The 16,058-nt window shown below is 69.0% G+C and carries 13 protein-coding genes and 1 pseudogene; 1 reads left to right on the forward strand and 13 read right to left on the reverse strand.

Annotated elements, in window-relative coordinates; genetic code table 11:
• Window positions 1-87: 87 nt before the first annotated feature.
• The 6 genes and pseudogenes from BLQ76_RS06620 to BLQ76_RS06650 all read right to left on the reverse strand — a co-directional run bounded on the left by BLQ76_RS06620 (window position 88) and on the right by BLQ76_RS06650 (window position 7,732).
• Window positions 88-1,401 (reverse strand): amidase, encoded by a 1,314-nt coding sequence (locus BLQ76_RS06620; RefSeq protein ID WP_090670720.1) that lies wholly within the window; start codon window positions 1,399-1,401, stop codon window positions 88-90.
• Window positions 1,402-1,454: 53 nt separating this feature from the next.
• The gene (locus BLQ76_RS06625; RefSeq protein WP_425285137.1) at window positions 1,455-2,969 is read right to left on the reverse strand and encodes an ABC transporter substrate-binding protein; all 1,515 of its coding nucleotides are present in this window, start codon (window positions 2,967-2,969) and stop codon (window positions 1,455-1,457) included.
• Window positions 2,951-5,010, reverse strand: a pseudogene (locus BLQ76_RS22765) (dipeptide ABC transporter ATP-binding protein). Before BLQ76_RS22765 ends, BLQ76_RS06625 begins: the two are co-directional and overlap by 19 nt.
• Entirely contained in the window at window positions 5,007-5,840 is an 834-nt protein-coding gene (locus BLQ76_RS06640; protein ID WP_090670733.1) for an ABC transporter permease, read from the reverse strand. The pseudogene BLQ76_RS22765 and the gene BLQ76_RS06640 overlap by 4 nt, the downstream one beginning before the upstream one ends.
• 23 nt (window positions 5,841-5,863) lie before the next feature.
• Window positions 5,864-6,802, reverse strand: coding sequence for an ABC transporter permease (locus BLQ76_RS06645; protein WP_090670736.1), 939 nt, complete (start codon window positions 6,800-6,802; stop codon window positions 5,864-5,866).
• 9 nt (window positions 6,803-6,811) lie between these two features.
• Window positions 6,812-7,732, reverse strand: coding sequence for a proline iminopeptidase-family hydrolase (locus tag BLQ76_RS06650; RefSeq protein ID WP_090670739.1), 921 nt, complete (start codon window positions 7,730-7,732; stop codon window positions 6,812-6,814).
• Between the two features lie 163 nt (window positions 7,733-7,895).
• Here BLQ76_RS06650 and BLQ76_RS06655 point away from each other — a divergent pair, with 163 nt between their 5' ends.
• Window positions 7,896-8,654 (forward strand): LuxR family transcriptional regulator, encoded by a 759-nt coding sequence (locus tag BLQ76_RS06655; protein WP_090670742.1) that lies wholly within the window; start codon window positions 7,896-7,898, stop codon window positions 8,652-8,654.
• A gap of 77 nt (window positions 8,655-8,731) precedes the next feature.
• On the opposite strand, the gene mmsB is transcribed toward BLQ76_RS06655, so the two are convergent.
• From mmsB to BLQ76_RS06690, 7 genes are read right to left on the reverse strand one after another with little or no spacing between them, the layout of a single operon-like run.
• On the reverse strand, window positions 8,732-9,622 hold the full coding sequence (mmsB, locus tag BLQ76_RS06660) for a 3-hydroxyisobutyrate dehydrogenase (protein ID WP_090670745.1): 891 nt from the start codon (window positions 9,620-9,622) through the stop codon (window positions 8,732-8,734).
• A gap of 25 nt (window positions 9,623-9,647) precedes the next feature.
• Window positions 9,648-11,261 carry a GMC family oxidoreductase gene (locus tag BLQ76_RS06665; RefSeq protein ID WP_090670748.1) on the reverse strand — a complete coding sequence of 538 codons (1,614 nt, stop codon included), beginning with the start codon at window positions 11,259-11,261 and terminating at the stop codon, window positions 9,648-9,650.
• Complete coding sequence (locus BLQ76_RS06670; RefSeq protein WP_210184153.1) at window positions 11,254-12,234, reverse strand: branched-chain amino acid ABC transporter permease; 981 nt, start codon at window positions 12,232-12,234, stop codon at window positions 11,254-11,256. The genes BLQ76_RS06665 and BLQ76_RS06670 overlap by 8 nt, the downstream gene beginning before the upstream one ends.
• 2 nt (window positions 12,235-12,236) lie before the next feature.
• Entirely contained in the window at window positions 12,237-13,124 is an 888-nt protein-coding gene (locus BLQ76_RS06675) for a branched-chain amino acid ABC transporter permease (RefSeq protein ID WP_090670753.1), read from the reverse strand.
• A gap of 7 nt (window positions 13,125-13,131) precedes the next feature.
• Entirely contained in the window at window positions 13,132-13,845 is a 714-nt protein-coding gene (locus tag BLQ76_RS06680) for an ABC transporter ATP-binding protein (RefSeq protein ID WP_090670756.1), read from the reverse strand.
• A complete protein-coding gene (locus BLQ76_RS06685; protein WP_090671393.1) occupies window positions 13,838-14,629 on the reverse strand; it encodes an ABC transporter ATP-binding protein in 792 nt (263 codons plus the stop codon). The genes BLQ76_RS06680 and BLQ76_RS06685 overlap by 8 nt, the downstream gene beginning before the upstream one ends.
• Window positions 14,630-14,655: 26 nt before the next feature.
• Entirely contained in the window at window positions 14,656-15,933 is a 1,278-nt protein-coding gene (locus tag BLQ76_RS06690) for an ABC transporter substrate-binding protein (RefSeq protein ID WP_090670759.1), read from the reverse strand.
• Between the last annotated feature and the right edge of the window lie 125 nt (window positions 15,934-16,058).

Here is a 16,058-nt window from a genome sequence, read left to right on the forward strand (position 1 = left end):
TGGCGTGACGGATCGCGTCAGGGCGGCAACCGCCGGCCGCCGAAGCCGTCATCGCGGACAGGAGGGCAGCGATCGGGACCGACCGGTTCAACCGATGGTCTCGATCGCCGAGGCGATGGAGAGAAGGCGCGCGTCGCAACCGGTGCGGCCCGTCAGCTGGAGCCCGACCGGCAGCTGCTCGCTCCATCCGCAGCCAAGGCTGATGCTCGGTTGGCCCGTCATGTTGGCCAGGCCGCTGGCCAACAGCTCGCCTTCCTCGCCCTCGACGAACGGCGGGTCTTCGGCAGGCGCGACAAAGGGAACGCTCGGCGAGACGAGGACATCGACCCGGTCGAAGCAGCGGTCCGCCTCGAGCGTGATCGCGCGGCGCAGCGTCAGGGCGCGCAGGTAGTCGATGCCGCGCGAGGCGAATCCTGCCTCGATTTGGGCACGCGTGCCGGGCGCATAGCCTGCGGCATTGGCGGCATGCCGTTCGGCATGAACGAGCGCGGCTTCCGGTAGCAGGACCTCGACCAGTGCCTGGTTGACCTCCCGGATGCCGGGGAGGTCGATCTGCGTCAGGGTCGCCCCGGCTTCCTCCAGACGAGCGAGCACTTGATCGACGGAGGCGCGGACACCGCTTGAAACCACGGGCGCCTCGAAATGGTGGCGCACGAGGCCGATCCGCAGGCCTTGCAGGGGAACCGGATGCAGCGTGATGGGCCGGCCGGTGAGGCAGGCAAGCGCGAGTGCGGCATCGGCTACCGACCGCGCCAGCGGCCCCGCGTGGTCGAGCGTCGGGGAGAGCGGAAAGACGCCGTCGAGCGAAACCAGCCCGAGGCTCGGCTTCAGGCCGACGATGCCGCAGTAGCTCGCCGGAATTCGAATCGAGCCGCCCGTGTCGGTTCCGATGCTGAGCGGCACGATGCCCGCCGCCACGGCCGCGGCCGAGCCGCCGCTGGAGCCGCCGGCCGTGCGCGAGGGATCGAGCGGATTGTTGGTCTGCCCGACCGCCGGGTGGGCGACGCCGTAGGCGTATTCGAGGCAGTTCGTCTTGCCGAGGATGACGGCGCCCGCCTCGCGCAGGCGCCGAACAAGCTCGGCATCGCGCGCGGCGATCCGCGGCGGGTGGGCACGCGTGCCCCAACCGGTCGGCGTGCCTGCGACGTCGATGATGTCCTTGATCGCGACCGGGATGCCGTGAAGCGGGCCACGGACGCGGCCGGCTCGACGCTCGGCATCGCGTTGCTCCGCCTCGGCGAGCGCGGCCTCGGCCATCGCGTCGGCGAAGGCGTTGAGGCGCCCGTCGAGCGCCTCGATGCGCTCGAGCGCCTCGCGCACGACCGCCGCCGACGTCGTGGTGCCCTGGCGAAGGGCGCGCCCCAGTTCGGTGACCGATGGAAACGCCGGTTGCTGCGTCATGACACCATCCCAAGCTCCGCCGACAGGAAGCCGACGGAGCCCGCCATATCATCTCAGTTCTTGCGCACGTCCTCCAGCCAGAAGCGGCCGAGCGGGTTCTGGTAGAAGCCGTCGATGTTGGCGCGCGTCACGTTGATGTAGGGGCTGTAGTAGAGGTCGATCCAGTTGACCTCGTCCTTGGCGATCTTCTGCAGCTCGACATACATCGCCTCGCGCTTGGCGGGGTCGGCTTCGGTGCGTGCCTTCGCGACGAGGTCCTTCACCATGTCGTTCCTGTAGCGCGTCATGTAGTTCATGTTCGTGTCGTGGCCGAGCACGAAGGTGGTCTTCTGGTCGGGGTCGAGGACGTCGTTGGTCCAGTAGCCGACGGCGACGTCGAAATCGCCGTTGATGAACATGTCCCACTGCGAGGCGGCGTCGACCTTGTTGATGTTGACGGTGACGCCCGCCTTGGACAGCTGCTGCTGCATCAGGACGGCGATCTGCTCGTCCACCTCGTCGCCGGCCTTGACGTTGTAGTCGAGGGCAAGGTCGGAAGCGCCCGCCTCCGCCAGCATCGCCTTGGCGCGCTCCGGATCGTAGGGGCGGCGCAGGTTGTCGGCGTAATAGTACAGCGCGCCCTTCGGGATGTAGGAATTGGCCACCTCGCCGATGCCGAAGGTGACGGCGTCGACGATCGCCTGCTTGTCGATCGCCATGTCCAGCGCCTGGCGCACCGCGATCTCGCCGAGCTTGCCCTTCTCGTGGTTGATGAGCAGCGCGTCCTCGCGGGTCGACGTGTCGAGCGAGACCTTGAGCTGTGGGTCCTGCTTCAGCTGCTCGACGCGCGAGAAGGGCACGAAGATCGCCGCGTCGAGCTGTCCCGCCTGCACGTTCAGCATGCGCGTGTTGTCGTCGGGCACCGAGATCCATTCGACGCCGTCGAGGCTGACCTTGTCGGCCTCCCAGTAGTTCGGGTTCTTCTCGAGGATCACGCGGTCGCCGCGGACCCACTCCTTGACCGAGAAGGCGCCGGACCCGATCGGCGCGGAGGCGAACTCCTCGCCCTTGGCCTCCACCACGGCCTTCGGCAGGACCGAGACGTTGGGCAGCGCCAGCGAGGCAAGGAAGGGGACCGACGGCTCCTTCAGCTTGACGACGAGCGTGCGCGGGTCGCTGGCCGTCGCCGTGTCGACGATCGAATAGCTCGACGACCAGAGCGAGGTCGGATCGTCGCGGATGCGCAAGAGCGAGAAGGCCGCGTCCTCGGCGGTGACGGGCGAGCCGTCCGAGAACTTCGCGTCCCGCAGCTTGAACGTGTAGGTCAGCTTGTCGTCCGAGACGGTCCAGCTTTCCGCAAGGCCCGGCTCCAGCTTGGTACCGGTCTTGTCGACGCGCACCAGCACGTCGAAGACGTTGGAATAGACCCAGTTGTCGACGTTCTGCGCCGAGGCGATCGGGTCGAAGGTCGTGGAGTCCTCGCGCCGGCCGATCGTGAGGACGCCGGCGGCCTCCGCGATCGAGGCGGTAAGCGACAGGGCGGCGAGCGCCGTCGCGGCCAGAAGGCGGGTCATGCGGGGTCGGGACATGGAAAAGCCTCGCGGGTCGTTAGGGGAGGGGAGGTCGGCGGTTCGCGGACCGGCGCCGGGAGGGTGCCGGGCTCGAGGATGCAGGCCCAGCCGTGGTCGTCGACGCGGCGAAGGGCGGGCGCCGGGCCGGTGCGGCAGCGATCCTCAGCATAGGGGCAGCGCGGATGGAACGGGCAGCCGGGCGGAGGGGCGAGCGGGCTCGGCGGCTCGCCGCCCATCGGCGCCAGCGGCAGCGCGATGTCGGGGTCGATCTCGGGGATCGAGGCGATCAGGGCCGCCGTGTAAGGGTGGCGCGGCTCGCGGAACACGCTCTCGGTCGGACCTTCCTCGACGATCCGGCCGAGATACATGACAGCCACCCGGTCGCAGAGCCGGCGCACGATGGCCAGATCATGCGCGATGAAGATCAGCGTCAGCCCGATCCGTTCTTTCAGGTCGAGGAAGAGGTTGATCACCTGTCCCTGGATCGAGACGTCGAGCGCGGCGACGCATTCGTCGGCGACGACGAGGCTGGGCTCGACGGCGAGCGCCCGGGCGATGCCGACGCGCTGGCACTGACCGCCCGAGAGCGCGGCCGGGCGCCGGCCTGCCAGCGCCGGATCGAGGCCGACCATCGCTAAAAGCTCGGCGATGCGAGGCGCCGTTCCGCCGCGTGGCGCCTTGCCGTGGACGCGCAGGACCTCGGCCAGCGTCTCGCCGACGGTAAGCCGCGGGTTGAGCGAGTTCGCCGGGTCCTGGAACACCATGGCGGTGCGTCGGCGCAGCATCCTCAGGTCAGCCCGCCGACCGTCCGAGACCGCCAGTCCGTCGAGCAGGACGTGGCCGCCCGAGATCGGCTCGAGGCCGAGAAGCGCGCGGCCGAGCGTCGACTTGCCCGATCCCGATTCGCCCACGATCCCGATCGTCTCGCCGCGCCGGACCTGAAGCGAGACGCCGTTCACCGCCTGGACGCTGCGCCGCTGGAGGCCGAGGAGCCCCGCGCCGGGGCCGGGGAAGCGAACGACGACATCGTCGGCTTCGAGGATGATGTCGGGCTGGCTCATGCCGTGCCCTCCAGGATGCCGTGCCCGAGGGGATGATGGCATGCCGCGCGGCGCTCCGCACCCATGGCGACGAGCGGCGGCTGGCGCGTGCCGCAGTCCTCGCCCGCGCGAGGGCAGCGGGGATGGAACCGGCATCCGGACGGCATCTCGCCGGCGCCCGGCGGCTGACCCTCGATGGTGCGAAGTCGCCTTGCGCCGGTGCTCTGCGCCGGCTGGCACGCCACGAGGCCGGCCGTATAGGGATGGCGCGGCCGCATCAGGATGTCGCGCTTCGGCCCGATCTCGCAGAGCCGGCCGGCATAGAGCACGGCGATGCGATCGCAGAGCTGCGACACCACCCCGAGATCGTGGGTGATGAAGACGATCGCGAGGCCGCGCCGGTCGCGAAGGTCGAGAAGGAGGCGCAGGATCTGGGCCTGGACGGTCACGTCGAGCGCCGTGGTCGGCTCGTCGGCGATAAGGATGTCGGGATCCGAGGCGAGAGCGACCGCGATCATCGCGCGCTGGCGCATGCCGCCGGAAAACTCGTGCGGGAAGGCCCCTGCGCGCTGCTCGGGGTCGGGGATGCCCACCTGCCGAAGGAGTTCGACGCTTTCCAGGCGCGCGTCGCGTCGGCCGAGGCCGCGCGTCAGGCGCACGGTCTCGGCGATCTGCTCGCCGATCCGCATCACCGGATCGAGGTGGCTCGCCGGGTTCTGGAAGACCATGCCGATCTCGCGGCCCCGCAGCGGCGCGAACTGCGCATCGGACAGATTGGCGACCTCGCGGCCCTTCAGGCGGATCGCATCGGCCGATACGGCGAGCGCCGGCGGCAGGAGCCGCATCAGGGCGCGGCAGGCGACCGTCTTGCCCGAGCCGCTCTCGCCGACGAGCCCGAGGATCTCGCCGCGCGCGAGCTGGAAGGAGAGGTCATCGACGATCCGGCGCTCGCCCAGCGGGCCGGACGCGGTGACGGTGAGGCCTTCGACCTCCAGCGCATGCGAACCCGCCCCGCTCATGCGCGCCGCCCGAGGACGTCGCCGAGCCCGTCGGCGACGAGGCTGAAGCTGAAGGCGAGAAGCACGATCGCAAGGCCCGGAAAGGCGGAGATCCACCAGGCGCGCGCGAGAAAGGCCTGCCCCTCGGCCACCATGATCCCCCATTCGGCGGCGGGCGGCTGCACGCCGAGGCCGAGATAGCTGATCGCCGCGCCTGACAGGAGCACGAGCACGCAGTCCGACATGGCGAAGACCACCGACGCGGTCAGCGCGTTGGGCAGGAGGTGGCGGAACATGATGCGGGCATGGCCGAAGCCGAGCGAGCGGGCGGCGAGCGCGAAGTCGCTGCTCTTCAGGACGAGGATCTGCGCCCGCACGAGCCGCGCATAGGACACCCAGCCGACCAGCGCCATCGCGATGAAGAAGCTCTGGAGACCTGGTCCGAGAATGGTGATCACCGACAGCATCAGGACGAGGAACGGAAAGGCGAGGACGACGTCGACGACGCGCATGAAGATGTTGTCCACCAGTCCGCCGAAATAGCCGGACACGGTGCCGACCACCGTGCCGATGAGGAACGGGAAGACCACCCCGAAGACGGCGAGCTGCAGGTCGATCCGCGTGCCCCAGATGATGCGCGAGAGGATGTCGCGGCCGTAGTTGTCGGTGCCGAAGGGATGGGCGAGCGAGGGCGGGGCAAGACGCGCGGCGGCATCCTGGAAGATCGGATCGTAGGGCGCGACGAGCGGGGCGAGGAGCGCGAGGAGAAGAAAGCCCGCCAGCAGCGCGAGGCCCGCGACGAGCGGCAGCGGCGTCCCTGCGCCGCGGCGCGTCCGGGCGGGAACGAGCAAGGGGGCCGGGACGGGGACGACGCTCACAGGCGCACCCGCGGGTCGGCCGTCACGGTCAGGACGTCGGCGAGGAAGTTCACGAGGACGGTGGCCAGCGCGAAGACCATCGCGACGCCCTGCACCACCATGTAGTCCCGCGAGAAGATCGCCCGGACCAGGAGCTGACCCATGCCGGGGATGGCGAAGACCTGCTCCACCACGACGGTGCCCCCGATCAGCCAGCCGATGTTGACCGCCAGGAGGTTGAGCGTCGGTAGGATCGAGTTGGGCAGGACGTGGCGCCGGAAGATCACCGCCTCGGGCAGGCCGCGCGCGCAGGCCGCCAGCGCGACGTCGGACCGCATCTCGGCGATCAGCGAGGCGCGCAGCTGCCGCGTGAGGACGGCCGACAGCGAGAGCGCGACGGTGAGCCAGGGCAGGGCCATGTGGTGCAGCTTCTCGGCGATCGTGTTGCCGTAGCCCGACACCGGAAACCAGCCGAGCGTCACCGAGAAGAGGATGATCAGCATGATCGCCAGCCAGAAGTTCGGCAGGCCGAGGCCGAGCGTCGAGGCGAGCCGCACGCCGCTGTCGGTGGCCGAGCCCTGCCGCCGCGCGGCGATCGTGGCGAGCGGCACGCAGATCAGGAGCGACAGCGCCACCGATCCCGCCACCAGCACCAGCGTCGGCTCGATGCGCTGGAGGATCAGGCCGAGGACGTCGACCTTGTAGAGGATCGAGCGCCCCATCTCGCCGCGCCCGAGATTGCGCAGGAAATAAAGGTACTGGAGCCAGAGCGGCTCATCCAAGCCGAACTGTGCGCGCACGCGCTCCAGCGCCTGCGGCGTCGCCCGCGTGCCGAGGATCAGCCGCGCCGGATCGCCGGGGATCGAGCGGACGAGCACGAAGGTGACGAGGCTGATGCCGATCAGGACCGGGATCAACTGGAAGGGGCGCGACAGGACGAAGCGATAGCGATGCATCGGGCGGGCTCAGGTGGCTCCCGCAAGGTCGGCGGCTCGGCTTCGCCCGCCGCGCCGGGCGAGGAAGTCGACCAGCACGGGGAAGAACGCGGCCGGCTCCTCGAAGAAGGGCATGTGGCTGGAATTGGGGAAGACACGCAGTTCGGCGTCGGGCAAGGCGAGCTTCATGCGCATGGCGCAGGCCGGCGTCAGTTCGTCGTGCTGGCCGACCGTGATCAGGGTGGGAACCGTGATCCGATGCATGTCGGGGATGCGGTTCCAGTCCTTCAGGTTGCCGGTATAGGTGAACTCGTTCGGACCCTGGATCGTCTCGTAGGGACCCATGTTCCAGTCGCCCAACGAGCGGCGCACCGGGGCTGGCCATTCGGCGAGGCGGCAGACGTGCCGGTAGTTCAGGACCGTGATCGCCGCCTGGTACTCGGGATGGTTGAGCGTCCCCTCCGCCTCGTGGCGCTGCATCATGGCGACCGTCTCGGAGCCGAGCGCCTCGCGCAGGCGGCCGAGTTCGGCGACGAGATGGGGAATGTCGGCCGCCGTGTTCTCGAGCACCAGCGTGCGCAGCGCCTCCGGGTGGGTCAGCGCGTATTCGACGGAGAGCCAGCCGCCCCAGGACTGGCCGACGAGGTGGACGGGGCCGAGATCGAGGGCCTGCCGCACGGCCTCCACCTCGCCGACATAGCGGGTGATGGTCCACAGCGCGGGATCGGTCGGCCGGTCCGAGCGTCCGGTTCCGAGCTGGTCGAAGGCGACCACGCGGTAACCGTGGTCGACGAGGCAGGAATGGGAATCGCGCAGGTAGTCGCAGGGCAGGCCCGGCCCGCCGTTCAGGAGAAGAACGGTCTCCTCGCCCGAACCGAAGGAATAGGTGACGACGCTGCCACCCTCGACCTCGACGCGCCGGACCTCGTCCGGTTCGATCTCACGCCACATGCCCGCTCGTCGCCTGCGCTGGTTGCCCTTGTTCGAGACTAGGACGCCGTTTCGGTCGTGCGAAAGCTATCAAAACTGATAGGGTCGGAGACTGCCCGCTTGCTCGTCGCCGCACAAGATGTGAACATGCCTCAATGTTCGGCAATGATTGAGGCGGCCACGGATGGCCTTCGATGCCTGGGAGTTGGAGACGGCGCTGGACGAGGCGCCGACGATCGCGGCGAAGCTCGACGTCGCGCATGCCGTCATGTCCGCGCTCGGCCTCGGCGCCCTGATCTACGACTACGCGCCGGTCGCCTACACGCACGACGGCGAGCTCATCACACCCTCCTTCTTCGGCATGCGCGACGTGCCGCTCGACATGGTGGATCTCTGGTCGGCGAGCGGCTTCTACCAGATCGATCCGGTGCAGCATCTGGCGCTCAACAGCCCGCGTCCCTTCGTCTGGAGTTACCGCAAGAACGGCCGCACGGTGCTCAACCGGGCGCTCGACGCACGCCACGAGCCGGTCGTCTCCTATGTCCACGACACCGCGATCACCTGCGGCCTGACCGTGCCGATCCATCTGCGGGCCGGCGATTGCGCCACCTTCACTGGGATCCGCTACGACGCGCAGGACGACTTCGACCGCGACGGTGCCGAAATCCTGCCCCGCTTCACGTTGCTGGCCCACGCCGTGCACGCGGCGATCGAGCCGCTGTTCGGCGAGGCGGAGCGGCGCTCGCGCGCCGTACACCTCACGCCGCGCGAGCGGGAATGCCTGCGCTTCTCGGCCGAGGGTCTTTCGGCCAAGGATATCTCGGCGCGCATCCACCGCTCGGTTCCGACCGTGACGATGCATCTCAACGCGGCGGCGCGAAAGCTCGACGCCCGCAACCGGGCGCAGATGATCGCGCGCGCCGCGCACTACAGGTTGTTGTGAAGCCGCCGGCGCGCCGCGGACGGCGTGACCGGACCCGGCGACGCCCGGCTCGTACGGCGCGGCCCGGAGGCGCCGCGTCAGGTCATCTGGCGCCGCAGATGCCTGATGACCGCCGAGAAGTCGTCGCCGCCACCGCCTTCGGCGTCGAAGGCGGCATAGATCGCCTCGGCATGGGCGCCGAGCGGCGTCGCGGCGCCGGCGGTCCGGGCAGCCTCCTTGGCAAGGCGCAGATCCTTCAGCATCAGCGCCGTCGCGAAGCCGGGCCGATACGCGTGGTTGGCGGGCGAGGCCGGTACGGGGCCGGGCACGGGGCAGTAGCTCGTCAGCGACCAGCACTGACCGGACGAGGTCGCGGCCACGTCGAACAGGGCTTGCGCCGAGAGGCCATGCTGCTCGGCCAGGACGAACGCTTCGGCGACCGCGATCATGGACACGCCGAGGATCATGTTGTTGCACATCTTGGCGACCTGACCCGCGCCAGCCTCGCCGCAATGGACGGCTCGTGCCCCGAGGGCGTCCAGCACCGGGCGCGCCCGCTCGAAGGCTTCAACCCGGCCGCCCACCATGAAGGTCAGCGTCGCCGCAGCCGCCCCCTTCGTGCCCCCCGAAACCGGTGCGTCGAGCGATGGATTCCCATGCATCGCGGCAAGCTCGTGCGCGGCGCGAGCGCTGGCCACGTCGATCGTCGAGCAGTCCACCATCAGGGCGCCCGGTGACAGATGGGTAAAGGCGTCCTGCCATACCGACAGGACGTGGGAGCCGGCTGGCAGCATCGTGATCAGGGTTTCCGCGCCCTGACCCGCCTCGCGGAGCGAGGCGGCCACGGCGATGCCCGCATCGGCTGCCTGCCGGCGCGCTGCATCCGACAGGTCGAATCCCATGACGTCGTGGCCTGCCTTCGCCAGATTGACGGCCATCGGCCTGCCCATGTTGCCGAGACCAACCAGGGCGACGCGTTGCGGCTTCATGATGCTGTTTCCTTTTCCGCTGCGGTCACGGCCAGGCCTGGCGGATCATCGCCGCGGCCTTTTCGGCGATCATCAGCGTCGGCGAGTTGGTGTTGCCGGACACGATGCGCGGCATGACCGAGGCGTCCGCCACGCGCAGGCGGCGCACGCCGCGCACGCGAAGCTGCGGATCCACGACCGAGGCCTCGTCCGCCCCCATGCGGCAGGTCCCGGCCGGGTGGAAGATGGTGGTGCCGATGGCGCCCGCCGCCTCGACGAGTTCCTCCTCCGTCTGGAAGGCGGGACCCGGCCGGAACTCCTCGGGCTGGTAGCGGCGCAGCGGTTCGGCCGCCGCGATGCGGCGCGTCAGGCGGATCGCATCGGCCGCGACCTGCCGGTCGCGAACGGCTGCGAGGTAGTTCGGGCGGATTGCCGGCTGCGCGCGATGGTCGGGCGAGCGGGCATGGACGCTGCCGCGGCTTTCGGGTCGCAGGTTGCACACGCTGGCGGTGAAGGCCGGAAAGGCGTCCACGGGCTCGCCGAACCGGTTCAGGCTGAGCGGTTGGACGTGATACTGAAGGTTGGGCGTCTCGAACGAGGGGTCGGATCGCGTGAACACGCCGAGCTGGCTCGGCGCCATCGACATCGGCCCCGATCGTCGGACGGCGTATTCGAGCGCGATCGCGGACTTGCCGAGAAGCGAACTCGCCCGCTCGTTCAGGGTCCGCACGCCGGTGACCTTGTAGGCACAGCGCAGCTGCAGGTGGTCCTGAAGGTTCTCGCCGACCTCGCGGCGCTCGACCGTGACGGACAGGCCGGCCGCGTGCAGCGCCTCGCCACGTCCGATGCCGGACAGCTCGAGGATATGGGGCGAGTTGATAGCGCCCGCGCACAGCACCGTTTCGCGGCGCGCCCGCACGGTCTGCAGGGGGGCACCCTCCAACTCGAACTCGACGCCCACCGCCGCGCCCTCCTCGATCACGAGACGGCGGACGTGCGCTCCGGTGCGCACATGGAGGTTCCGCCGGTGGCGGACGGGACGCAGGAAGGCCTTCACCGCGTTCCAGCGCACGCCCCGTCGCTGGTTCACCTTGAAATAGGACGAGCCCTCGTTGTCGCCCCGGTTGAAGTCCTGCGTTCGCGGGATGCCGACCGTTTCCGCCGCGGCCCGGAACGCATCCAGGATATCCCAGTGCAACCGCTGCGCCTCGACCCGCCATTCGCCCCCGACGCCGTGCATCTCGTCCGCGCCAGCATGGTAGTCCTCGGAGCGCTTGAAGAAGGGCAGGACGTCGTCCCAGCCCCAGCCGGTGCAGCCCATCTGCCGCCATCCGTCGTAGTCCGCCGACTGGCCGCGCATGTAGATCATGCCGTTGATCGAGGAGCAGCCGCCGAGCACCTTGCCGCGCGGATAGTTGAGCGTGCGGCCGTTCAGCCCGCTCTCCGCGTCCGTGGAGAAGCACCAGTCGGTGCGCGGGTTGCCGATGCAGAACAGGTATCCGACCGGGATATGGATCCAGGGATGGTTGTCGCGCCGGCCGGCCTCCAGGAGCAGCACGGTCACCGCCGGATCCGCCGACAAGCGGTTGGCGAGCGCGCAGCCGGCCGTGCCGCCGCCGACCACGACGAAGTCGTACTCGCCGTGCCAGCGCTCAGCCATGGCCGAGCCCCAGGCGGCGTGCGATCCGCGACGCCAGGAACTCGCCGACGAGGCCGCGCCGGAACAGGAGGACGCAGGCCATGAAGATCAGGCCCGTGATCACCGTGATCGGAAAGGCCGAGGTCGCGAAGCTGTTCTGGATGACCACGACGAGCCCAGCCCCGACGACCGGTCCCAGCATCGTGCCGATCCCGCCGAGCAGCGACATCAGGATGACCTCGCCCGACATCTGCCAGGTGACGTCGGTCAGGGTGGCGAACTGGAACACCAGCGCCTTGGTGCCGCCGGCCAGTCCCGCCAGCGCCGCCGACATAGTGAAGGCGGCCAGCTTGTAGGCGCCCACCGAGTAGCCGAGCGAGATCGCCCGGTTCTCGTTCTCGCGGATCGATCGCAGGATCGTGCCGAACGGGGAATGGACGATGCGATAGACCGCAAAGATCCCGAACAGGAAAACCGCCAGCACGAAGAAGTACATCGCCACGGGATCGCCGAGATCGACGAGGCCGAAGAGGCGACCGCGCGGCACGCCCTGCAATCCGTCCTCGCCGCCGGTGAAGGGCGCCTGCAGGCAGACGAAGAACACCATCTGCGACAAGGCCAGCGTGACCATGGCGAAGTAGATGCCCTGCCGCCGGATGGCGAGGTAGCCCATCGCAAGGCCCAGAACGCCGGCCGCAAGCGCGCCGGCGAGCACGCCAAGCTCCGGCGACAGTCCCCAGACCTTCACCGCGTGGGCCGTGACATAGGCCGCGCCCCCGAAGAAGGCCGCGTGCCCGAACGACAGAAGACCCGTGTAGCCGAGAAGAAGGTTGAACGCCGCGGCGAACAGGGCGAAGCACAGGATCTTCATGAGGAAGATCGGGTAGAACACGAACGGCGCGACCGCGAGAAGGCCGAGCGCCGCGAGCAACGCGACGGTTCGAAGCGCCGCAGCGGGTCGACGCGCCGGCAGAGCGAGCGTGGTGTCGACCACCATCAGGCCACCTTTCCGAACAGACCCGCCGGGCGCACCAGCACCACCACCGCCATGATGGCGAAGATGACGATGCTGGACGCTTCCGGGTAGAAGACCTTGGTGAGCCCCTCGCACAGGCCGAGGAGATAGCCGGTGACGATGGCCCCGCCGATCGAGCCCATGCCGCCGACCACCACCACGGCGAAGACGACGATGATGATGTTGGAGCCCATCAGGGGACTGACCTGATAGACCGGCGCGGCCAGGATGCCCGCCAGTCCCGCCAGCGCCGAGCCGAAGCCATAGGTCAGCAGTAGGAGCAGCGGCACGTTGATGCCGAAGGCGCGCACCAGGACCGGGTTCTCGGTCGCGGCCCGTAGATAGGCGCCGAGCCGCGTGCGCTCGATCAGGAGCCAGGTGCCCAGGCAGACCACGAGCGAGACGACCACGATGAAGCCGCGGTAGTTCGGCAGGAACATGAAGCCGAGGTTGGTGCCGCCGGCCAGTTGCGGGGGCGGCGCGTAGGGCTGGCCGGACGAGCCGTAGAGGTAGCGGAACCCACCCTCGATCACGAGCGCGAGGCCGAAGGTGAACAGGAGACCGTAGAGCGGGTCGAGGTCGTAGAGCCGCCGCAGCGCCAGGCGCTCGACCGCGATGCCGAGCAGGCCGACCAGGAGCGGCGCGAGCACCAGCGCCGGCCAGAAGCCGATGCCGGCGACCGACAGAAGCAGAAAGCCCGCGAAGGCCCCGAGCATGTACTGCGCGCCGTGGGCGAAGTTGATGATGCGCAGGAGCCCGAAGATCACCGCGAGGCCGAGACTGAGCATCGCATAGAACGAGCCGTTGATGAGCCCGACGAGGAGCTGACCGAGAAAGGCCTGGATCGGAATGCCGAAAACCATCGTCATCGCGCGGTCAAACCCCCAGCGTTTCGGTCATCTGCCGGTTGCGCTCCGCCAGTTCCGCGACCGGGAAGCCGTCCAGGACGCGGCCGTGGTCCATGAGGTAGAAGCGATCCGCCACCTTGGCGGCGAAGCGGACGTTCTGCTCCACGAGAAGAACCGTCATGCCGCGGCCCTTCAGGATCCGCAGCACCTCGCCGATGCGCTGGACGATCACCGGCGCCAACCCTTCCGTCGGCTCGTCGAGCAACAGCAGGGAAACGCCGGAGCGCAGAACCCGCGCGATGGCCAGCATCTGCTGCTCGCCGCCCGAGAGCTGCGTGCCCGCGCTGCGGCGGCGCTCCTGAAGGTTGGGGAAGAGGTCGTAGATCTCGTCCACGGTCATGCCGCCGGGTGCGACCGCCGGCGGAAGCAGGAGGTTCTCCTCCACCGAGAGGCTGGCGAAGATGCCGCGCTCTTCCGGCACGAAGCCGATGCCGTGATGGGCGATCCTGTGAAGGGGAACGCGGGTCACGTCGGCGCCGCGAAAGCGGATCGTGCCGGTGCGCTTGCGCAGGATGCCCATGATGGCGCGCAGCGTCGTCGTCTTTCCGACGCCGTTGCGCCCGACCAGCGTGACGGTCTCGCCGGGGAAGACGTCGAAGTCGACGCCGTGCAGCGCATGGCTTTCCCCGTACCAGGCCTGTAGGCCGCGCACATGGAGCAGCGGCTCGAGGGTCTCAGGCATGGGCGTCGGTTCCCATATAGGCGGTGCGCACGCGCTCGTCGCCGGCCACCGTCCGGTAGTCGCCGGCCGCCAGGATCTCGCCTCGCTGAAGCACGGTCACCCGGTCGCAAAGATCGGCGACGACCTTGAGATTGTGCTCCACCATGAGCACGGCATGGTGGCGCGCCGCGTCGCGGATGATGCCGGCGACCACGTCGACGTCCTCGGCGCCCATGCCGGCCATCGGCTCGTCGAGAAGAAGCACGCGCGGCTCCAAGGCGAGCGTCGTCGCGATCTCCAAAACGCGCTTGCGGCCATAGGACAGATCGGCGGCCGGCTGGTCCCGGGCGTCGGCGAGACCGACCGCCCCGATCAGTTCCATCGCCCGGGCATTCAGGCGGTCGAGTGCGCTGGCGGGACGCCAGAACTGGGTGGCCAGTCCGGCCTGCCGCTGCAGGGCGACGCGCACGTTTTCCAAGACCGTGAGATGCGGAAAGGTCGCCGAGATCTGGAACGAGCGCACCAGACCCATGCGCGCGACCGCGGCCGGCTTCAGGCGCGTGATGTCGTGGCCCAAGAGGGTGATCGTACCCGCCGTCGGCTGAAGGAACTTCGTGAGGAGGTTGAAGACCGTGGTCTTGCCGGCGCCGTTCGGGCCGATCAACGCATGGATCTCGCCGTGGCGGATGTCGAGATCGACGTCCTTCACGGCGGTGAAGCCGCCGAAGTCGCGCCTCAGTCCCCGGCAGGACAGAACGATCCCGCCGGCGACCAAGGTGTCGGATGGGCTTGCCGTCTGCGGCATGGCCATAACCGAGCGAACCGCTGCGGCTACTGGCTCACCAACGAACAGCCGCTCTGCGCCGGATCCAGGTAGGCTTGGTCTCCCGGCACCGTGGCCAGGACCTTGAAGTAGTCCCAGGGCTTGGTGCTTTCGGAAGGCTTCTTCACCTCCAGAAGGTACATGTCGTAGATCATGCGCCCGTTCTGGCCGACACGCCCGTTCTGGGTGAGGACGTCGTTGACCGGCATCTCGTGCAGCGCGGCGGCGACCGGTTCGGTGGCGTCGGTGCCCGCCTTCTCGATCGCCTTGAGGTATTGGGCGACCGCCGAGTAGGTGCCGACCTGGATCATGTTCGGCATGCGCTGCGTGCGCTCGAAGAAGCGCTGCGCGAAGGCGCGCGACGCGTCGTCCCGATCCCAGTAGAAGCCTTCCGTCAGCGACAGGCCCTGGGCGGCCTCGAGCCCGAGCCCATGAACCTCGGCGAGCGTGAACAGGAGGGCCGCGAGGCGCTGTCCGCCCTGGACGATGCCGAACTCGGCCGCCTGCTTCACCGCGTTCGCCGTGTCGAGCCCGGCGTTGGCCATGCCGATCACCTTGGCACCCGAGGACTGCGCCTGCAGCAGGAACGAGGAATAGTCCGTGTTCGACAGCGGGTGGCGGACGGAGCCCAGCACCTGCCCGCCGCTCGCCTTCACAAAGTTCGACGTCTGCTCCTCGAGCGAATAGCCGAAGGCGTAGTCTGCGGTCAGAAAGAACCACGTGTCGCCGCCGGCCTTCACCAGGGCGCCGCCCGTGCCGACCGCAAGCGCATGGGTGTCGTAGGCCCAGTGGAAGCCGTAGGGGCTGCACTGCTTGCCGGTCAGGTCCGTGGTGGCCGCGCCGGTGACGATGTTGATCTTCTGCTTCTCGCGCGACAGGCCTTGGACCGCGAGCGCGACCGACGAGGTGGTCAGTTCCATGATCGCGTCGACCTGCTCGGTGTCGTACCATTGCCGAGCGATGTTGGAGGCGATGTCCGGCTTGTTCTGGTGATCGGCGGAGACGACCTGGACCTCCTTGCCGAGCACCTTGCCGCCCGCGTCCTCGACCGCCATCTTGGCGGCCTCGACGCTCCAGCGGCCGCCGAAGTCGGCATACACGCCGGACTGGTCGTTCAGGATGCCGATCTTGACGATGTCGTCGGACACCTCCTGCGCCGTGGCGGACAGGGTGCTGGCCGCAAGAAGAGCGGCGACGACGGCTGCGGTTGGCTGCCTGGTTTCCCTCCCGTTGCATCTCGACCGAGCAGGGCGGAGCGCGTCGCCCCGCCGCCCCCGGTCGGCCATTGGTGGCCTTGTATCCGGGAGTTGCCCGCCGGCAGCCTTCGCCTCCCCGCGAAGCCGACCGACGCGCCAGAACTAGCATCGCGCCCACGGAAGCTGAATGGCGTTTCGCGCGCCCTCACACAAAA

The sequence above is a fragment of the Aureimonas jatrophae genome (genome assembly GCF_900104035.1).
GTDB lineage: Bacteria > Pseudomonadota > Alphaproteobacteria > Rhizobiales > Rhizobiaceae > Aureimonas > Aureimonas jatrophae.